The organism is Bacillus sp. FSL M7-1345 (assembly GCF_038006985.1).
Classification (GTDB): domain Bacteria; phylum Bacillota; class Bacilli; order Bacillales; family Bacillaceae_G; genus Bacillus_A; species Bacillus_A cereus_U.
The window spans coordinates 1,324,344-1,342,176 of sequence record NZ_JBBOWG010000001.1 but is presented as its reverse complement, the minus strand read 5'-3'; the positions used below and the strand labels follow the sequence as shown (position 1 = coordinate 1,342,176).

Sequence of the window (17,833 nt, the reverse complement as noted above, 5' to 3'; positions counted from 1 at the left end):
AAGGGACGAGTCCCTCACTTATCAAACAGTTACTTCACAAGAGTAATAAAAGATTTTAATTTTCCCGCCGCATGAACGTACGCTCTCGCCGATGCTTCTAATACGTCTTGCGCAACACCAAAACCTGATACTTGATGAGTTCCTTCTTTTAATTCAACATGAACATGTGCAAGTGCATCTTGACCTTGCGTTATAGATTGTATGCGATAATCCGCTAAGTCACATTCTAATCCTAAAATTCTTTGAATTGCATTATAGATTGCTTCAATACTTCCAGAACCAGTTGCTGCATCTTCGTACATATTCCCTTCCTCATCTTTTAGTACAACCGTTGCACACTGTGTACTATTTGATACGAAGTGTACTTGCAATTGTGTAATGCTATATTGTTGTGCCGAAAATGCTGCTTCACCAAGCATAAGCGCACGTAAATCTTCTTCTGTAATTTCCTTTTTTCGATCAGCTAATTTTTTAAATGCTGCAAACACCGCATCTCGTTCTTCGTTTGTAAATTCGTAGCCTAATTCTTTCATTTTTTCCGTAAATGCGTGACGTCCAGAATGTTTTCCAAGTACAAATAGATTTTGAGATTCACCTATAAGCGCCGGTTCAATAATTTCATATGTCGTCACTTCTTTTAAAACACCATCTTGATGAATACCTGATTCATGAGCGAACGCATTTGCTCCAACAATCGCTTTATTTTTCGGTACAACCATACCTGTTAAACGACTTACTAATGTACTTGTCGCTTTAATTTCTTTTAACGTCATAGAGGACTCTGCTTCATAGAAATCTTTTCTAATATGGAGAGCAACTGCGACTTCTTCTAAGGCTGCATTTCCTGCTCTTTCTCCAATTCCATTAATCGTTCCTTCTACTTGTAACGCTCCGCCTTCAACTGCAGCTAACGAGTTCGCTACTGCCATCCCAAGATCATCGTGACAATGACAAGAGAAAATTGCTTTTTCATACGAAGGAACGGATTCTTTTAAGTATTTAAAAAGAGAATAATATTCTTCTGGATTCGTATATCCAACTGTATCAGGAATATTGATTACATTCGCTCCTGCACGAATCGCTACTTCTACTGCTTCAGCTAAAAATGCTCTCGATGTTCTTGTCGCATCTTCTGCTGAAAATTGCACTGTTGGAAATAATGATTTTCCAAGTGTAACCGAGCGATGAATACTATCTAATACATCTTCTTTCGACATACACAGCTTATATTTCATATGAATATCACTCGTAGCTAAAAATACGTGTAATCGAGGAGAGACAGCACCTTTCACTGCGTCATATGCTCTTCGAATATCGCTTTCCTTTGCTCTAGCTAAACTCATAACAGTAGCATTTTGAATGGTATTTGCGATACGTTTTACCGATTGAAAATCACCTTCAGAAGCCGCTGCGAATCCAGCTTCCATTACATTAATACCAAGTCTCTCTAGTTGCCTCGCAATTTGTAATTTCTCTTGTTCATTTAAATTAACTCCTGGTGATTGTTCGCCATCACGAAGCGTCGTATCCATGAACAAAATCTGCTTCATATTATTTAATCCCTACCTTTACTCGCGGCTGTACAAAAGGCATCATTTCACGTAATTTACGTCCAACTACTTCGATTTCATGTTCATTTTCTTTCTCATTTGTCGCCTGGAAATTTGGTCTTCCTGCTTTATGCTCTGCAATCCAGCCTCTTGCAAATGTACCATCTTGAATTTCTGCCAATACTTCCCCCATCGCTTTCTTCGTATCTTCAGTAACAACACGTGGCCCTGATACGAAGTCACCCCACTGCGCTGTATCTGAAACTGAGTATCTCATATTTTCAAGTCCGCCTTCATACATAAGGTCAACAATTAATTTCAGTTCATGTAAACATTCAAAATATGCAAGTTCAGGTTGATAGCCAGCATCAACTAGCGTTTCAAATCCCGCTTTTACAAGTGCAGTCACTCCGCCGCAAAGTACAGCTTGCTCTCCGAATAAATCTGTTTCTGTTTCTTCTTTAAACGTTGTTTCTAATACACCTGCTCTCGTCGCTCCAATTCCATCTGCATATGAAAGTGCCTTTTCAGTCGCAACTCCTGTTGCATCTTGATATACTGCAAATAATGCAGGAACAGCTCCCCCTTCTGCAAACGTACGACGTACTAGATGTCCTGGACCTTTCGGTGCTACTAGAAATACGTCTACATTAGCTGGCGGTTTTACTTGATCAAAGTGAACATTAAAGCCATGTGCGAACACAAGAGAATTACCTGCCTGTAAGTTTGGTGCAATTTCAGCTTCATATACTTCTGGCTGTAATTCATCAGGTAGTAGAATCATTACTACATCCGCTTTTTCTGCTGCTTCCGCTACTGTATATACAGAAAATCCGTCTTCTTTCGCCTTATCCCATGACTTCCCTTTCCTCAGTCCAACTACTACATCAAATCCGTTATCACGTAAGTTTTGTGCATGCGCATGGCCTTGCGATCCATATCCGATGATTGCTACTTTCTTTTCCTTTAATACATTTACCGTTACGTCTTTTTCATAATAAACTTTCGCCATTTTCATTTCCCCCTATTTTTTAAATAATTATTGAATTAACATAACTTGTTTATCTTGTTTTTTCATACTACGTGTAAATGCTGTTACACCTGTTCTAGCAATTTCTTTCAAACCGTATGGACGAAGTAATTCAATTAACGCTTCTACTTTCTCCTGAGTACCTGTTACTTGCACCACTATAGAATCCTTCCCAACATCTATTACAGTGGCTCGAAATGGTTCAATTAAACTATATAATTCTGCTCTTGCTACAGACGTTGCTACTTTAATAAGTGCAAGTTCTCTAGCGATCATCGCTTCTTCTGTAATATCTGATACTTTCAGTACGTCGATTTGCTTATGAAGTTGTTTAATTAACTGCTCAACTTGCTGTTCATTTTCAACGTGTACAACAATCGTCATTCTCGAAATATCCGATGATTCCGTATGACCTACTGAAATACTTTCAATATTAAAATGTCTACGTGTCATAACACCTGTAATTCGATTTAACACACCGCTTTGATTTCGAACTGTCGCTGTTACAATTCTCTTCACCTTTTCTCCACCCCCTCCATTTGGTGAACCCCTTTCCCTGGTGCAACCATCGGCATAACCTTTTCAGATTGAAGTACGCGGCAATCAATTACGACTGGCTCTCTTAATTCAATTGCATACTGTAATTGTTGCTTTGCAAGAAGTGGGTCTTCAATACGAACACCTTTTATGCCATATGCATTGGCAAGTGCGACAAAATCTGGTTGGCATGAAAGTAAGGAGTGCGAATATCGCCTATTATAAAATTCCTCTTGCCATTGTCTTACCATCCCTAAAGCTTCATTATTTAAAATAAAAACTTTAACCGGTAAAGAATGCTCTTTCAACACACTAAGTTCTTGCAAGGTCATTTGAAATCCAGCATCACCGACAATTGCAATAACTAGTTCTTCAGGCTTTGCGATTTGTGCACCTATTGCTGCTGGAAACCCGAAGCCCATTGTTCCCAATCCCCCAGAAGTTACCCATCTATCTGGGTTTTTCAATGGATAATATTGAGCTGCCCACATTTGATGTTGCCCAACATCTGTTGTTACAATCGCTTCTCCTTTCGTAATTTCGTATAGCATATCAATTGCATATTGAGGTTTAATACGTTCTGCATGTTCTTTGTAAGAAAGAGGATATTTTTCTTTTCTACTATTCAATAACGAAAGCCAATCATTGTAATCTACTTCCCCTTCTTTAAAAGTGAGTATAGCTTCTAATGCTTGCTTCGCACTCGCAACAATAGGGATTTCAGTCGGCACATTTTTCCCAATTTCCGCTGGATCAATATCTATATGTGCGACAATCGCTTCTTTAGCAAAATAAGCTAAATTCCCAGTAAGACGATCATCAAATCTTGCACCTATATTAATAAGTAAGTCACATTCATATAACGCCATATTTGCGGTGTATGAACCGTGCATTCCTCCCATCCCTAGAAATAGTTCATCATCTGGCGGAAACCCGCCAAGACCAAGTAATGTATGAACAACTGGAATATGATATTTGCGAGCAAAGCTTGTTAATTCTTTCGATGCTTTCGCATGCAATACACCTGCTCCAGCTAAAATTAATGGCTTTTTTGAGACCTCAATCGCTTGTAATAATTTGTTTATTTGTAGTAGATTCGGTTCATAATTAGGCTGGTATCCTGGTAAATCCATTTGTACGTCGCTACATCTCTCGCCTTGCTCTACTACCATATCTTTCGGAAGGTCAATTACGACTGGGCCCGGTCTTCCTGTTCTAGCGATATGAAATGCTTCTTTAATAATTCGGGGTAAATCCGATGCTTTTCGCACTTGATAATTATGTTTTGTCACCGGCATCGTAAGCCCCATAATATCTGCTTCTTGGAAAGCATCACTTCCGATTAACGTTGTTGCTACTTGCCCTGTAAATACAACAAGCGGTAATGAATCAATCATCGCGTCAGCTAAACCAGTAATAACATTTGTAGCACCCGGTCCACTTGTTGCAATTACCACTCCTGGATTCCCTGTAATTCTTGCATATCCTTCAGCAGCATGAATTGCACCTTGCTCATGCCTCGTTAAAATATGCGGAATTTCACAATCATAAAGCGCATCATATAGAGGTAAAACCGCACCACCTGGATACCCGAAAATCACTTCTACTTCTTCCTTTTCTAGCGCTTCTAACAATAGCTGTGCACCAGTTGCCAGTTTCTCTTCCGTTTTTGAAGACATTTTTCTTATAAGCCCCCTTTTTTAAACCATTTATAAAATAAAAAAATCCTACGTCCACACTCCAGCTATGTGCTGAAGGGACGAAAGATTTCGCGGTACCACCCTTCTTTGCAAGATTACTCTTGCCTCAGTGACTCGGGATATGAGTCTAGCTAATAACGGAGCTACCGTCTAAGCCTAAACAAACACTTCAGCTTAGCACTCAAGGGTGATGTTCGTCGACGTGAACCATCGGTTTCCAGCAACCACCGACTCTCTGTGAGGCTTCACAGTCAACTACTCCTCCCTATCAACGCTTTATCATGTCATAAAGAGCTATTATCCAACTTTATTTTCTTCGTAAATTTTCTCTCCATCTTCTACAACTAATTTACGGAATTCTTCTAATAAACGATTCGTATGTGGCCCTGTTCTCCCTAAACCAATCGTTCTTCCATCTACTGTCGTAACAGCAATTACTTCAGCAGCTGTTCCTGTTAAAAACACTTCATCAGCTACATATACATCGTGCCTTGTAAATAATTCTTCTCTTACGTCATATCCAAGTTTTTCGCCGATTTCTAAAATCGCGTTTCGTGTAATACCTTCTAACGCTCCAGCAGAACTTGGTGGTGTAATTAATTTATTTCCCTTCACAATAAATACGTTATCTCCAGAGCCTTCAGCTACATATCCTTGGTCATTTAACATAAGTGCTTCTTGTACTCCAGCTAGTTTCGCCTCAATGCGAACTAAAATATTATTTAAGTAATTTAAAGATTTTACTTGAGGCGATAAAACATCCGGGCGATTACGACGCGTTGCAACTGTTATAATCGGAATCCCTTTTTCATAATATTCTTGTGGAAATAAAGATAATTGCTCTGCAATTACTACTACATTTGGTTTCGTACAAGAATCGGGATCTAATCCCAAATTCCCAGGTCCTCTTGATACAACGAGGCGGATATATCCATTAGATAGTTTGTTTTGTCGAATCGTTTCAACAACGATTTTCGTTGCTTCTTCTAACGTATATGGAATTTCTAACATGATGGATTTCGCTGATTCATATAACCGGACAAGATGCTCTCTCAAACGGAAAACATTACCACTATATACCCTAATTCCTTCGAACACTCCATCGCCATATAAATAGCCATGATCATATACTGAAACCTTTGCTTCGTCTTTTGGAACAAATTCTCCATTTAAGAAAATCCACTGCTCGTTCACTTGAAAGCGCCCCCTATGTTCTATGAGTTTTTTATTGTTTCCTAGTTTACTCTCCTTTTCAAATAAATCAAGTGAATTTTTAGAAAATTTTTAATTTTTAATCGTACGTACATCTTTGATTATATTGATTTAACAACATTGTTAACGTTTACAAAAAGTCAAAAAAATTTTTTCGTCAAATTCTACTAAAAAAATATTTGTTTAAAAGAAGGGTTTTCGCCAATTGATACGAATCTATTGTATTCAATAAACGGACGTCCGATTTTATAAATTCGGGAATATACGACGACTTTTGGTGAAAAAGGGGGAAAATAACAAAAATAACGCTGTCTAAAAATAACATTCATATTTTTCATTTAGTAATCATAATCCTATTTTTAAAAAACAATTTGTCAAATTGAGGAGGAAATAACAATGGCGTGTGTACAAATTAAAGGAACAAGACAAGAGGTAGTAGAAATGCTACAACTATTTGATCTAATGGATACGAAAGGATTTTGTAAATTCGATAATTACGTTGAAGTAGAACCAAATAGCAGGAAACATAACAACTATACAGCTTCAATCGATATTCAATCCAATAACAGTTCAGCACAAGATACATTAAATGATCAATTCGTTAGTCAAATGCTTACTGGTGTATATAACGACTAAACAAATATTCTCTTCCTACCATCTTTTCATAAATATATGCTATGGACTTGAGCATACTAGCAACTAGGTGGTAGGAGGTGAAAATTATGGCTAGAATTGGTGTTGAGAACTCTTTAACAGATGTTCAACAAGCTCTTCAGCAACAAGGACATGAAGTCGTTTCACTTAACTCTGAAAATGATGCACATGGGTGTGATTGTTGCGTTGTAACCGGGCAAGATTCTAATATGATGGGCATTGCAGATGCATCGATAAAAGGATCTGTAATTAAAGCACATGGTTTAACAACAGATGAAATTTGTCAACAAGTTGAACACCGCACTTAATCATTTTTATCACGTTATTTGCGAGCTAACATGTAAAGGGAATGGTCCCACTGATTATAGTTTCAATTTATCTATAGAAAGAGGGCTCCTTTTGAAAAGGAGCCCTCTTTTTTATATTCACCTAACGGGAAAGTAACATATACTGGATGAAAGCCCTACCTCTCTCTCATCATTACGGTTCCACTGACCGCTCCTTGATTCACTAGTATACATATAAAGCTTACATATACAATTTATAGGGTTTGTTCACAAAAGTTGTTGGTAAGACTACCCGATCTTTCGCAAACTTTTCGTATTATATTCATAAGATTTATTTACTTTACACTAGCTTTAACCGAGACACGAATTAAAATTTTAACACCAATACAATAACTTGTCAACATTTTTCACAAATTTAAAACAGACATTAACGGTTTGTCTGTTTTAGAATGGAGCTTTTTCTTTTATTACATATACAACAAAACCGCTTACTAACATACATAAGCCAACTACTAAGTTTTTGATATTAATCATAAATTCCTCTCCCTTATTCCACACATCATATATATTTACAGTTCAATTATTCCGATCATCCTAAAGCGCACTTTTTCTAATATATCATAATTCCTAAAAAATGCAAGTTCACTTTTGGCGACCATTTACAAATTTATCTACAGTGCTTGGTACAGTATTTAACGCTTTTTCAATTAAATGTGTACTACTATTGAGGTGTAATACCTGTACACCGTTAGAACCAACTACTAAAAAAGCAACTGGGCTAATAGAAACCCCAGCCCCGCTTCCGCCTCCGAATGGATGACTTTGCTTGTTCTCTTTATGCTGCCCTTGTCCGCCATTATGTTTTTCAGAAATAAAATCCCCTTTAAAGTCACTTCCACCAGCTCCAAAACCAAAAGCCACTTGAGATACTGTTAATACTACATTTCCGTCAGCTGTTGAAACCGGACTTCCAACAATCGTATTTACATCTACCATCTCTTTTAAATTTGTCATTGCTGTTTTCATTAAATTTTCAATTGGATGTTCCATTATGTACTACACCCTTTCCTCATTATTCTTTTTTATACTTTCCAAAATAGAGGAAGTCATACTAAGTTTTCCTATTTTGAAAAAACATTTTTCACTTTCCGATTGGATATTACTCCCTGTACAAATTCGGATAAAAACAGTAAAGAGAAACATACTACTATTGAACCTTGTTATGAAAGGAGTCCTTACTTTGACTGAGAAATTTGATGAATATAAAAAAAGAGATCGAATAGATAGTGATTATAGTGACTATAAAGAAGAATACGCAGCTGAAGTTGCACCACAGCGTATTGATTATGATGATAAAGATAACAATGATGTAAGATCATCTGCAGCTGGATCGACTGCTGGTTTTATCGCTCTTGCTTTAGCAATATTATCACTATTCACATTCCCAACACTATTTGGTCTTGTGTCTGTTTTACTCGGTATTTACGCTTATAATCGCGGGGCTACTGTAACTGGTGGCACCGCAGCGATTATTGGCGGTATCGCTGCACTCATTGCGATTTTATTCCGAGTGGCGCTTATTGGTTTATTGTTCTCTCTTTTTTAAAAAGAAAAAGGTATCTCGCTTTATGCGGGATACCTTATCCTGTAAATACATCTTCTGATGGATATTTAATTTTTTGTTTCGCTGGTCGAGCCAAAGAGAACACAAGTGTTAACGGTCCGATTAATCCACAAAACATAACAAACATAATAATACATTTTCCAAACGCCGATAGCTTCGCAGTAATCCCCATCGTTAACCCTACTGTGCCAAACGCTGAAATTGTCTCAAATAATAACTGAATAAAACTGAAATCTTCTGTAAGCATTAATACAAATACCGCTGTAAAAATAAGTATTTGACTAGCAACGACAATTGCTAATGCTCTCGTTACTGTCGACATTTTAATAGTACGCTGAAATAAAACAAAATTCTCTTTCTTTCTAAAGAAAGAAAGAACTGATGTAATTAAAATAACAAATGTCGTTAACTTAATCCCACCGCCTGTCGATACACTTCCCGCACCAATAAACATTAATACCATCGTAAATAGTATCGATGACTCTTCCATCCCCCCATAATCTACCGTGTTAAAACCGGCTGTACGAGGTGTAATTCCTTGGAAGAACGAAGCCCATAACTTTTCATTTAAAGATAAGTGTCCCAAAGTCTTCACATTATTATATTCCAATACAAAAATCACAATCATCGCAATAACATTAAGTGCTATCGTTCCAACAATCATGATTTTGGAGTGCAGTGATAATTTTCGGAAACTACGGCTATACCATATATCAATTAATACCGTAAACCCTAATCCTCCTATTACAATTAAAGAACAAATCCCAATATTAATAATAGGATCTCCTACATATCTTGTTAAATTATCTGGCCAAAGCGCAAAGCCAGCATTATTATATGACGCAATAACGTGAAAAATACTATAGTATAAACCTTTTCCAAAACCAAACTCTGGAATAAAGCGAATCGATAAAAAGATAACTCCAATTAGCTCAATACAAATAGAAAAAATAAAGACACGTTTCACTAATTTCACAAGACCACCAATATTTGTTTGATTAAATGCTTCTCCAATTAATAACCGGTGGCGTAAACCGATTTTTTTACCTAATACCCAAACTATTAAAATGGCAATCGTCATAAGACCGAGACCACCCGTTTGAATTAAAAACATAATAACAATTTCACCAAACATCGTAAACGTACTTGCAGTATCTACAACACCTAAACCGGTTACAGTCGCTGCCGACGTAGCTGTAAAGAAAGCATCTACCCAACTAATATGTACTTTCGTTGCAAACGGTAACTTTAATAACAATCCTCCGACCACAATTAAACAAAAAAATCCTAATGCTAAAATTTGTGGTGGATTTAATCGTATAAAGCGATTATACAACCCTTGTTTTTTTGCTACTTCCATATCACTAACTCCCTTTATCAAGTGAAGCTTTTATCCCCTCATAAATAAAGACTCTTTAAGAGCCTACAAGTAGCGGAATAAACCTTATATTCTTATAATATAGTTGAGCATAATCCTTTTTTTCATAGATTTCAACTTTTATTTATATTCAGACTCCTATCGTTTTACAAAAGAATATTTTCTATTATATCTCCACTTATACTATAACTCTTACAACAACAACAACTATTTTATCCCTTTTCAAATTCCTATATCTTTCACTCCAAGTTCACACGAGGGTCACATCTACCTTTTATAGTATACGTATCGGAGCTGTTCCTCCCTAATTTATAAGACATTCCCCAGTGTCTTGAACAGCTTTCCATCCCTAATTAAATTGACATAAATTGTCCCCTTCCTTGACCATCCTATATGAGATGGTCTTATTTTTTTGTTCTTTCTATCTTTTATTTGAAACTCCCTCTCTCTTTCACTCCATGTTCACATCTAGGTCACATCCACCTTTTATAGTATACGTATCGGAGCTATTCCTCCCTAATTTATAAGACATTCCCCAGTGTCTTTGAATAGCTTCCATCCCTAATTAAATTGACATAAATTGTCCCCTTCCTGGACCATCCTATATGTGATGGTCTTATTTTTTTATTCTCTCTTTCTTCTTACTTAAAACTCCCTCTCTCTTTCACTCCATGTTCACATCTAGGTCACATCTACCTTTTATAGTATACGTATCGGAGCTATTCCTCCCTAATTTATAAGACATTCCCCAGTGTCTTTGAATAGCTTCCATCCCTAATTAAATTGACATAAATTGTCCCCTTCCCTTGACCATCCTATATGTGATGGTCTTATTTTTTTATTCTCTCTTTCTTCTTACTTAAAACTCCCTCTCTCTTTCACTCTATGTTCACATCTAGGTCACATCTATCTTTTATAGTATATGTATCGGAGCTGTTCCTCCCTAATTTATAAGACATTCCCCAGTGTCTTGAACAGCTTTCCATCCCTAATTAAATTGACATAAATTGTCCCCTTCCCTATAGACCATCATGTGATGGTCTATTTTATTTTCCAAATACATAATTTAACTCTCTTCGCTTATTTCAGCAATTAGCTATGGTTGTATTAACTGCTGTACTAGCTAGTATCGGTACTGCAGGTGTACCAGGTGTTGGACTAGTAATGCTTACGATGGTTTTAAATCAAGTAAATCTACCAATAGAGGGTATTGCTTTAATTATCGGTATTGACCGCATTCTAGACATGTCTAGAATGCGGTCAATATTTCTGGCGATGCAATTTGTGCAATGATTGTTTCAAAATCAGAAGAAAAATATAATACGGATCAATCTGCAGCATCTTAAATCAAAAAGGAGTGAAATGATTCACTCCTTTTTTGATTTGCTTCCTTTTTTCGAACGATATTCTTTTCCTTTGTTATCATTACCTGTTTCAAATTCAGCACTAAACTCCTGCTGGAATTGCCCTGATTTTGGTGAACCTTGATTTCCACTTCCTTGACTACCATTACGATTCGTCATATTTCCCCCTCCTTCCTTTATTAGTAGTATGGCGCTCTATCTTTTTTCATACACATTTTATTTTTTATCATCTATTACACACAGAAGAAGACCTTCCATATATGAGGAAGGTCTTCTTCTGTGTTAAGTAAGCGTTTTCTTGTTTATAACTACTTAAATAAGTTTTTTAGAAATAGATATCATTACATTCATTTCTTCTTCTGAAAGTGAGGAGAATCTTTCTTGTAAATATTTCTTTTTCTCACCTTCCATTTTCGCAACTAACTCTTTCCCTTGTTCTGTAATCTCTAAATATACAACTCGGCGATCTGATGTAGAACGTGAACGAGTTACAAAGCCTTTATTAATTAATTTTTCTGTAACGGCTGTAATATGACTATTCGACACATTTAACTCATTAGCTACACGTGATACCATTTCTTTATTCGTGCGGTTCAATATTCTAAGGACAATGAACTCATTCCACGGTATGTAACCACCAAATATTTTTCCAATATCATTACGCAACGTGCGAAACATAGAAAAAACATTTGTCGATAGTTCTTCCATTAATTGCTCTCTATTTTGAGACAACTTTGACAGCCCCTTTTATTTCATTTAGTTAAATAAAAACCTTATTAATAATTTTACATGAAATCTTACTTTTTGTCACCTTATTTTCCCATAATTCGTACTTTTTTAATATACATTTCATGTTACAATGAAGTTAATTTCCAGAAAAAGGAGTTGGAATAGTGAGTGAAGAAGACAAGTTTTCTAATCTCAATCTAAAAGATAAGACTATTATTATTGGTTTTGTTATTCTTATTCTCATTATATTCTTTGCATTTATATTCTTTGTATATGTAGGAATCTTTCAAATCACAGGTATAGAATATTCATCACGAACAGCTCTACTACTCTTTTTTTTACTTATCCTTTTCTTAAATGGTATTACATATTTTATATTCATTTTCTTTAAAGTACTCCTACATCCAATGATGACAAGTATGCCTAATTGGCTCTCGATTGCTCTTCTCTCCATTATTGAAATTACGTTAGATTGGTTCGTCATTCATACCGCTGACGACTGGATAGAGAGCTTACAAATGTCAAATACAGCTGAATTATATGTCGCACTATTCCTTTTCACACTAAATAAATTATTAAGTGATAAGAAAGAGTAAGAATACAAGCTTTTCTATATAAAAATTGGTACAATAAAAACAAATCATACTAAAGAGGTGTTACTTATGAACTTACAACAATGGGCTGATAAAGGTATGTCCTTTGATACATATGTGAATGAAATGAAAGTAAACCAATACGAGCTACTACACATTTACAATAACTTTTTAATTCCAAATGAATTACTTCCTGTATTAGAAGAACGCCAAAATGATGGCTGGCGCGTTATCGTATTAACAGCTGATTGGTGTGGTGACGCTCTTTTATGCGTACCTGTTATGAAACGAATTTCTGAAGTTGCAAATATCGATATGCGATTATTAATTCGTGATGAAAACTTAGAATTAATGGATCAATACTTAACAAACGGAACTGCACGTGCGATTCCAATCTTTATTTTCATTGATAAAGATGGAAATGAACAAGCCGTTTGGGGACCACGCGCTCCAAAAGTACAAGAATTAGTAACTTCCATGCGTGCTACATTGCCTGAAAAAGAAGATCCAACATTCGAGGAAAAACAAAAAGAAATGTACGCTAATTTCCGTGCTACATTAGCTGATGATACTTCTCTTTGGGAACATGTAATGGAAAGCATGATTGAGAAAGTAGTAAAATAAAAAAACCTGCCGATTTCGGCAGGTTTTTTTATTACATAATGAAGAAATAGAATACCGCAGCTAAAATGAAACGGTAATAAGCGAACGGTGTTAGTTTTACACGACCTAATAATTTTAAGAATGAAACAATTGCAAGCATCGCAACAACGAATGCTGTAATAAATCCAGTTGCAAATAACGGTATATCAGCTACGCTTAATATATCCCAGCTTTTAATTAAATCTAAGGCACTTGCAGCTACCATCATTGGCACCGCTAAAATAAATGTATATTCCGCTGCCGCTGTATGCGAAACACGTGCTAATAAACCACCACTTATTGTAGAACCCGAACGAGAAAATCCTGGCCAAAGTGCTAAACATTGGAACATTCCGATTGTAAATGCTTGCTTATATGTGATTTCATCTAACGTTCTTGCTGTACTTGGTTTTGAAAACTTCTCAGCAACAATCATTAAAATACCACCAGCTACTAAGCTAATAACAACCGGTCCTGGACCGAATAAAACTTCTTTAATTGCACTATGGAATAATACGCCGAGTATGCCGGCAGGAATCATCCCGATAATAATATGTAATAAATTTAAAGATGGTCCATCAGTTACTTTCCCTATTCCAACTAATGACCATAAACGTTTCCAAAATATAACAACAACTGCTAAAATCGATCCCAACTGAATAACAACTTCGAAAACTTTCGCTCTCTCATCGTCGAATCCAAGTAAATGACCTGTTAAAATCATATGTCCTGTTGATGAAACTGGTAGAAACTCTGTTAAACCTTCAACAGCACCCATGATTAATCCAATTAACCAATCAGCCACAAGTAGTGCCTCCTTAATAACGAATATGTAATTTTTTCACACCTTATCATAATACCTTATCCCTTTTCAAAGTGCATCCTTTTTTTATTGATTTCATTTGTTGTATACGCTTATTTCTTTTCTATTTTTTGATTAAATTGTATGATAATAAGAGTTTGTTTTTTACGTTGAAAGGGGATTTTATGAAAGAAACTACTTCATTCTCACAAAAGTTAAAGCAATTTTTATTACTCTTTTTCCCGATTTTTGTAACGCAAATGTCATTATTTTCGATGAGCTTTTTTGATACGACAATGTCAGGACATGCAAGTCCTATTGATTTAGCGGGTGTTGCTATCGGGACAAGTATATGGCTTCCCGTTAGTACCGGCTTAACAGGAATTTTAATGGCTACTACTCCTATTGTTGCACAGCTCGTTGGATCAAAGAAAAAGGAGGACGTTCCCCACATTGTCATACAAGCAGTATATTTAGCAATTTGTGCTAGTTTCGTTGTTATCCTTATCGGATTCTTCGCTGTTTCACCTATTTTAAATGGCATGCAATTAGAAGAACCTGTGGAACGTATTGCAGCACAATTTTTAAGTATTATCGCGATTGGAATTATCCCTTTATTTACTTACACCGTCTTACGTGGATTTATTGATGCATTAGGAAAAACTCGAACAACGATGATTATTACATTACTATCATTACCAATTAACGTAGTATTAAATTACTTATTAATTTTTGGTCACTTTGGCTTTCCAAAACTCGGTGGTGTTGGTGCGGCAATCGCTTCTGCAGCAACATATTGGTGTATTTTAATTATTACCGTCATTATTATTCGTACGAAAGAGCCTTTCGCTTCTTTCAATATCTTTAAACAGTTATACCGCCCTTCCTTTACGAGCTGGAAGGAATTCCTGAAACTTGGTGTCCCTATCGGATTTGCTATCTTTTTTGAGACGAGTATTTTCGCTGCGGTAACACTTATGATGAGCAATTTTAGTACGACAACAATAGCAGCACATCAAGCAGCTATGAACTTTGCTTCCTTGTTATATATGACTCCTTTAAGTTTAGCAATGGCAATGACGATAGCAGTTGGATTTGAAGTTGGAGCAAAACGATACAATAATGCGAAACAATATGGATTTATCGGAATTGGATTAGCCCTTGCTTTCGCTCTTTTATATTCAATCCTTCTTTATTTCTTTGATGATGAAATTGCTTCTATTTATACGACAAATGCAAATGTCCATCATTTAGCTAAAGAATTTCTTATATTCGCGATTTTATTTCAAATTTCAGATGCGATTGCAACTCCAGTACAAGGAGCACTTCGTGGTTATAAAGACGTAAATGTTGCCTTAATTATGACATTAATAGCTTATTGGGTAATAGGTCTACCTCTTGGCTACATGTTAGCAACTTATACTGACTGGGCAGCAAAAGGGTATTGGATCGGTCTTATTATCGGTCTAGCATTTGGAGCAATCTTCCTGCTTATCCGTCTCTTCCAAGTACAAAGAAAATATACAACGCAAAGCAGCCGCTAATGATATAGCGGCTGTTTTCTTCATGCATATTTTTTCTTGTAACGTGTAACATAATGAAAAAGAAAGGTGGATACATATGGACGAAAAACAAAAGAAACAATCATTCGACGAAGAATTCGCCCCTGAAATTTCACCTGGATATCGGCAAGATGTACATAAGCCACCTAAATATAAAAATACTTCTTTTTTAATGGGCATTACCATTTTCGCAGCTGTATTACTCGTGCTCATCATTTTCGTCTATTTTTAAGGAAAGGTGGTCTATTATATGAAGAAACAAGATTCAAATCGTTCAAAAAGAACTGTTAAAACAGAAAAAGGATATGCAGGAGATTCTGTTCATACACTGAAACAAGTTGAGCAAGGAAATTTATACATTGCTCAAAAAGAACTTGGGCAACAAAATGAAAATCTTTAAAATCCCTCTTCTCCTTGAGGGATTTTTCATTGTACGTACTGCTTTTGATCTAACACCCTAAATATATTATTAACCTTTACAATTTTCATGTCATAATTTAATTTAATTTCATTTCACTTCTCTTACCATTTTCAGTACCAGCAACGTACGCTACAGCATGATAGCGAAAACTTTCATCTGTCTCTTCACGTATCTCCTCGTTTGTAAATTTATACTCTAAATCCCGAAAACGGTTTGGGTAATAATTTTCTATTAACTGTTCATACCCTCTATTTACAAATATTTCTTCACCTTTTCGTTTCACATCTTCTTTATTATTAAACTCAAACACTGCTAGTTGCGCTGTCACAAAGTGTTCTCCTACCTTTTTCTTTTCTTTATGAGTTAAAGTTTCTATACTTTTGTTCTTTAATTCCTTATTTAACTCGTAGCGATCTATCGGTTTAAAGGTGGCAAAAACAGTCTCTTTATATGACCAAAACAATCCAAAAACGATACATAGAGAAATGATTACTATTCTTTTCTTCGTAATACACCCCACCCTCCTCCATAATGATAGTTATATTTTAACGTATAGAAAGAAAATTCTGATATCATGAAGTAGAATAACCTACCTTTAACTTAGAAACGAGGAACAATTATGGACTCTTACAAACAATATATAAACGAAGCTCTGCCCGGTCTTTCTATACATTCATATGCGCAAAATGAAGAGGGCTGGGATAATATAGCGGTGATTATAAATGACGAGCTACTGTTTCGTTTTCCGAGAAAACTTGAATATGCAAAGCGAATTCCGTTAGAAAAGGAGCTGTGTACCATTCTTTCTCATTCATTACAAAGAATCGAAGTCCCTAAGTATCGCGTATTGTATAAGAATAATTGTGATACTGTTCCATTTTTGTAGCTATTATCCTCTCATTCATGGTAAACCGTTAAAAACTGAAATAGTTGCCCAGTTAGAGAAAAAAGAACTTGAAGTAATTATTACACAATTAGCCACTTTCCTTGCGGCTTTACATGGCATTCCTTTAAAGCATGCTGAAACGTTAGGATTCCCTATCGAAAAAACACTTACCTACTGGAAAGAACTACACACAAAATTAAATCAATATCTTACTAACAGTCTTACTTCATTACAGAAGTCAGCCTTAAATCGTTTATTCGAAAATTTCTTTGCCTATATAGCTAAATCTACCTTTCAAAATACAATCATTCATGCTGACTTTACACATCATCACATTTTATTTAACAACCTGAACAAAACCATTTCAGGTGTTATCGATTTTGGAGATGCTCAAATTGGCGATCCCGCTTTTGATTTTGCTGGGCTATATTATGATTTCGGTCATGAGTTTACTACATCTGTATATAAACACTACAGTGCACTTGTTTCTCACCGCGATCCATTACTCATTCACCGCATCACTACCTTTTATCAATACAGCCCTTTACTACATAACCTCATTTATAACATTGAAACAAATAACGAAATAGAATTAAACAAGAGTAAAGAACAATTGAAGGCAATATTACAGGGACGAGATTAAATTCTCTCCCTATACTCTCTCTCTTCATACATCATTAACTTTTTATCCATTTCAACAATAACTTTATACAATTGAAACGCCTGTAAAATTTGCAGTTGAATTCCAAAAGGAGCATTCTGTTCTTTTAACCATTGAAATACTTTTGTTTCATCTTTCATTGATTATTCCTCCCCTTATTAAAATCTGCTACTCATATACCGTAAATGATGAAAAGCTTTT

General features: G+C 35.7%; 20 protein-coding genes, 3 pseudogenes and 1 other annotated feature. Of the genes and pseudogenes, 10 read left to right on the top strand and 13 right to left on the bottom strand.

Annotated elements, in window-relative coordinates; all coding sequences use genetic code 11:
* Nucleotides 1-29 precede the first annotated feature (29 nt).
* The 5 genes from leuA to ilvE form a co-directional block, all read right to left on the bottom strand.
* Nucleotides 30-1,550, bottom strand: coding sequence for a 2-isopropylmalate synthase (gene leuA / locus MHB76_RS06995; RefSeq protein WP_002158677.1), 1,521 nt, complete (start codon nt 1,548-1,550; stop codon nt 30-32).
* A 1-nt stretch (nt 1,551) separates the two neighbouring features.
* A complete protein-coding gene (ilvC, locus tag MHB76_RS06990) occupies nt 1,552-2,562 on the bottom strand; it encodes a ketol-acid reductoisomerase (RefSeq protein ID WP_002158678.1) in 1,011 nt (336 codons plus the stop codon).
* A 27-nt stretch (nt 2,563-2,589) separates the two neighbouring features.
* Nucleotides 2,590-3,099 (bottom strand): acetolactate synthase small subunit, encoded by a 510-nt coding sequence (gene ilvN, locus MHB76_RS06985; RefSeq protein ID WP_000822949.1) that lies wholly within the window; start codon nt 3,097-3,099, stop codon nt 2,590-2,592.
* Complete coding sequence (gene ilvB, locus MHB76_RS06980; protein ID WP_002158679.1) at nt 3,096-4,796, bottom strand: acetolactate synthase large subunit; 1,701 nt, start codon at nt 4,794-4,796, stop codon at nt 3,096-3,098. The genes ilvN and ilvB overlap by 4 nt, the downstream gene beginning before the upstream one ends.
* A 73-nt stretch (nt 4,797-4,869) precedes the next feature.
* Nucleotides 4,870-5,098 (bottom strand) — a binding site (T-box leader).
* 16 nt (nt 5,099-5,114) lie between these two features.
* Nucleotides 5,115-6,011, bottom strand: a complete 897-nt coding sequence (ilvE, locus tag MHB76_RS06975) for a branched-chain-amino-acid transaminase (RefSeq protein WP_002011723.1) — start codon at nt 6,009-6,011, stop codon at nt 5,115-5,117.
* 414 nt (nt 6,012-6,425) lie between these two features.
* Between ilvE and MHB76_RS06970 the strand changes: the two genes are divergently transcribed.
* A complete protein-coding gene (locus tag MHB76_RS06970; protein ID WP_002011724.1) occupies nt 6,426-6,665 on the top strand; it encodes a DUF3911 family protein in 240 nt (79 codons plus the stop codon).
* A gap of 86 nt (nt 6,666-6,751) precedes the next feature.
* A complete protein-coding gene (locus MHB76_RS06965) occupies nt 6,752-6,991 on the top strand; it encodes a YkuS family protein (RefSeq protein WP_078174453.1) in 240 nt (79 codons plus the stop codon).
* 423 nt (nt 6,992-7,414) lie between these two features.
* Here MHB76_RS06965 and MHB76_RS06960 read toward each other — a convergent pair whose 3' ends face one another.
* Nucleotides 7,415-7,504, bottom strand: a complete 90-nt coding sequence (locus tag MHB76_RS06960) for a hypothetical protein (protein ID WP_000608225.1) — start codon at nt 7,502-7,504, stop codon at nt 7,415-7,417.
* Nucleotides 7,505-7,612: 108 nt separating this feature from the next.
* Entirely contained in the window at nt 7,613-8,020 is a 408-nt protein-coding gene (gene ytfJ / locus MHB76_RS06955; RefSeq protein WP_002030645.1) for a GerW family sporulation protein, read from the bottom strand.
* A 190-nt stretch (nt 8,021-8,210) separates the two neighbouring features.
* Here ytfJ and MHB76_RS06950 point away from each other — a divergent pair, with 190 nt between their 5' ends.
* A complete protein-coding gene (locus MHB76_RS06950) occupies nt 8,211-8,576 on the top strand; it encodes an imidazole glycerol phosphate synthase (RefSeq protein ID WP_078174454.1) in 366 nt (121 codons plus the stop codon).
* A 34-nt stretch (nt 8,577-8,610) separates the two neighbouring features.
* On the opposite strand, the gene MHB76_RS06945 is transcribed toward MHB76_RS06950, so the two are convergent.
* Nucleotides 8,611-9,954 (bottom strand): TrkH family potassium uptake protein, encoded by a 1,344-nt coding sequence (locus MHB76_RS06945; RefSeq protein ID WP_044437938.1) that lies wholly within the window; start codon nt 9,952-9,954, stop codon nt 8,611-8,613.
* Nucleotides 9,955-11,061: 1,107 nt separating this feature from the next.
* On the opposite strand from MHB76_RS06945, the pseudogene MHB76_RS06940 reads away from it, so the two are divergent.
* Nucleotides 11,062-11,318: pseudogene (locus MHB76_RS06940) on the top strand (dicarboxylate/amino acid:cation symporter); the annotation flags it as partial.
* Nucleotides 11,319-11,339: 21 nt separating this feature from the next.
* On the opposite strand, the gene MHB76_RS06935 reads toward MHB76_RS06940, so the two are convergent.
* Nucleotides 11,340-11,495: a hypothetical protein gene (locus MHB76_RS06935; protein ID WP_002149538.1), complete on the bottom strand. Its 156-nt coding sequence runs from the start codon at nt 11,493-11,495 to the stop codon at nt 11,340-11,342.
* A 153-nt stretch (nt 11,496-11,648) separates the two neighbouring features.
* Complete coding sequence (locus MHB76_RS06930; RefSeq protein ID WP_002158687.1) at nt 11,649-12,068, bottom strand: MarR family winged helix-turn-helix transcriptional regulator; 420 nt, start codon at nt 12,066-12,068, stop codon at nt 11,649-11,651.
* Between the two features lie 161 nt (nt 12,069-12,229).
* Between MHB76_RS06930 and MHB76_RS06925 the strand changes: the two genes are divergently transcribed.
* Together MHB76_RS06925 and MHB76_RS06920 are read left to right on the top strand one after the other, a co-directional pair.
* Nucleotides 12,230-12,661: a YrvL family regulatory protein gene (locus tag MHB76_RS06925; protein ID WP_078173229.1), complete on the top strand. Its 432-nt coding sequence runs from the start codon at nt 12,230-12,232 to the stop codon at nt 12,659-12,661.
* Between the two features lie 33 nt (nt 12,662-12,694).
* On the top strand, nt 12,695-13,282 hold the full coding sequence (locus tag MHB76_RS06920) for a thioredoxin family protein (RefSeq protein WP_078173230.1): 588 nt from the start codon (nt 12,695-12,697) through the stop codon (nt 13,280-13,282).
* A gap of 31 nt (nt 13,283-13,313) precedes the next feature.
* Here the strand turns inward: MHB76_RS06920 and uppP are convergent, their stop codons facing one another.
* A complete protein-coding gene (uppP, locus tag MHB76_RS06915; protein WP_002158692.1) occupies nt 13,314-14,105 on the bottom strand; it encodes a bacitracin resistance undecaprenyl-diphosphatase in 792 nt (263 codons plus the stop codon).
* A 182-nt stretch (nt 14,106-14,287) separates the two neighbouring features.
* On the opposite strand from uppP, the gene MHB76_RS06910 reads away from it, so the two are divergent.
* From MHB76_RS06910 to MHB76_RS06900, 3 genes are all read left to right on the top strand, one after another.
* Nucleotides 14,288-15,646 (top strand): MATE family efflux transporter, encoded by a 1,359-nt coding sequence (locus tag MHB76_RS06910; protein ID WP_002158693.1) that lies wholly within the window; start codon nt 14,288-14,290, stop codon nt 15,644-15,646.
* A 76-nt stretch (nt 15,647-15,722) separates the two neighbouring features.
* Nucleotides 15,723-15,896 (top strand): hypothetical protein, encoded by a 174-nt coding sequence (locus MHB76_RS06905; RefSeq protein WP_000343684.1) that lies wholly within the window; start codon nt 15,723-15,725, stop codon nt 15,894-15,896.
* 18 nt (nt 15,897-15,914) lie between these two features.
* On the top strand, nt 15,915-16,064 hold the full coding sequence (locus MHB76_RS06900) for a hypothetical protein (protein ID WP_000743737.1): 150 nt from the start codon (nt 15,915-15,917) through the stop codon (nt 16,062-16,064).
* Between the two features lie 26 nt (nt 16,065-16,090).
* Here the strand turns inward: MHB76_RS06900 and MHB76_RS06895 are convergent.
* Nucleotides 16,091-16,605 (bottom strand): annotated as a pseudogene (locus tag MHB76_RS06895) (biotin transporter BioY).
* Nucleotides 16,606-16,704: 99 nt separating this feature from the next.
* Between MHB76_RS06895 and MHB76_RS06890 the strand changes: the two are divergent.
* A pseudogene (locus tag MHB76_RS06890) lies at nt 16,705-17,614 on the top strand (aminoglycoside phosphotransferase family protein).
* On the opposite strand, the gene MHB76_RS06885 reads toward MHB76_RS06890, so the two are convergent.
* The gene (locus tag MHB76_RS06885; protein WP_002149564.1) at nt 17,611-17,772 is read right to left on the bottom strand and encodes a hypothetical protein; all 162 of its coding nucleotides are present in this window, start codon (nt 17,770-17,772) and stop codon (nt 17,611-17,613) included. The pseudogene MHB76_RS06890 and the gene MHB76_RS06885 overlap by 4 nt on opposite strands.
* Between the last annotated feature and the right edge of the window lie 61 nt (nt 17,773-17,833).

Coding starts and splice junctions, on each gene's coding strand:
- MHB76_RS06970 (WP_002011724.1), top strand. CDS start 6,426: ATGGCGTGTGTACAAATTAAAGGAACAAGACAAGAGGTAGTAGAAATG.
- leuA (WP_002158677.1), bottom strand. CDS start 1,550: ATGAAGCAGATTTTGTTCATGGATACGACGCTTCGTGATGGCGAACAA.
- MHB76_RS06910 (WP_002158693.1), top strand. CDS start 14,288: ATGAAAGAAACTACTTCATTCTCACAAAAGTTAAAGCAATTTTTATTA.
- MHB76_RS06900 (WP_000743737.1), top strand. CDS start 15,915: ATGAAGAAACAAGATTCAAATCGTTCAAAAAGAACTGTTAAAACAGAA.
- MHB76_RS06905 (WP_000343684.1), top strand. CDS start 15,723: ATGGACGAAAAACAAAAGAAACAATCATTCGACGAAGAATTCGCCCCT.
- ilvC (WP_002158678.1), bottom strand. CDS start 2,562: ATGGCGAAAGTTTATTATGAAAAAGACGTAACGGTAAATGTATTAAAG.
- MHB76_RS06965 (WP_078174453.1), top strand. CDS start 6,752: ATGGCTAGAATTGGTGTTGAGAACTCTTTAACAGATGTTCAACAAGCT.
- MHB76_RS06885 (WP_002149564.1), bottom strand. CDS start 17,772: ATGAAAGATGAAACAAAAGTATTTCAATGGTTAAAAGAACAGAATGCT.
- MHB76_RS06935 (WP_002149538.1), bottom strand. CDS start 11,495: ATGACGAATCGTAATGGTAGTCAAGGAAGTGGAAATCAAGGTTCACCA.
- MHB76_RS06960 (WP_000608225.1), bottom strand. CDS start 7,504: ATGATTAATATCAAAAACTTAGTAGTTGGCTTATGTATGTTAGTAAGC.
- MHB76_RS06945 (WP_044437938.1), bottom strand. CDS start 9,954: ATGGAAGTAGCAAAAAAACAAGGGTTGTATAATCGCTTTATACGATTA.
- ytfJ (WP_002030645.1), bottom strand. CDS start 8,020: ATGGAACATCCAATTGAAAATTTAATGAAAACAGCAATGACAAATTTA.
- ilvB (WP_002158679.1), bottom strand. CDS start 4,796: ATGTCTTCAAAAACGGAAGAGAAACTGGCAACTGGTGCACAGCTATTG.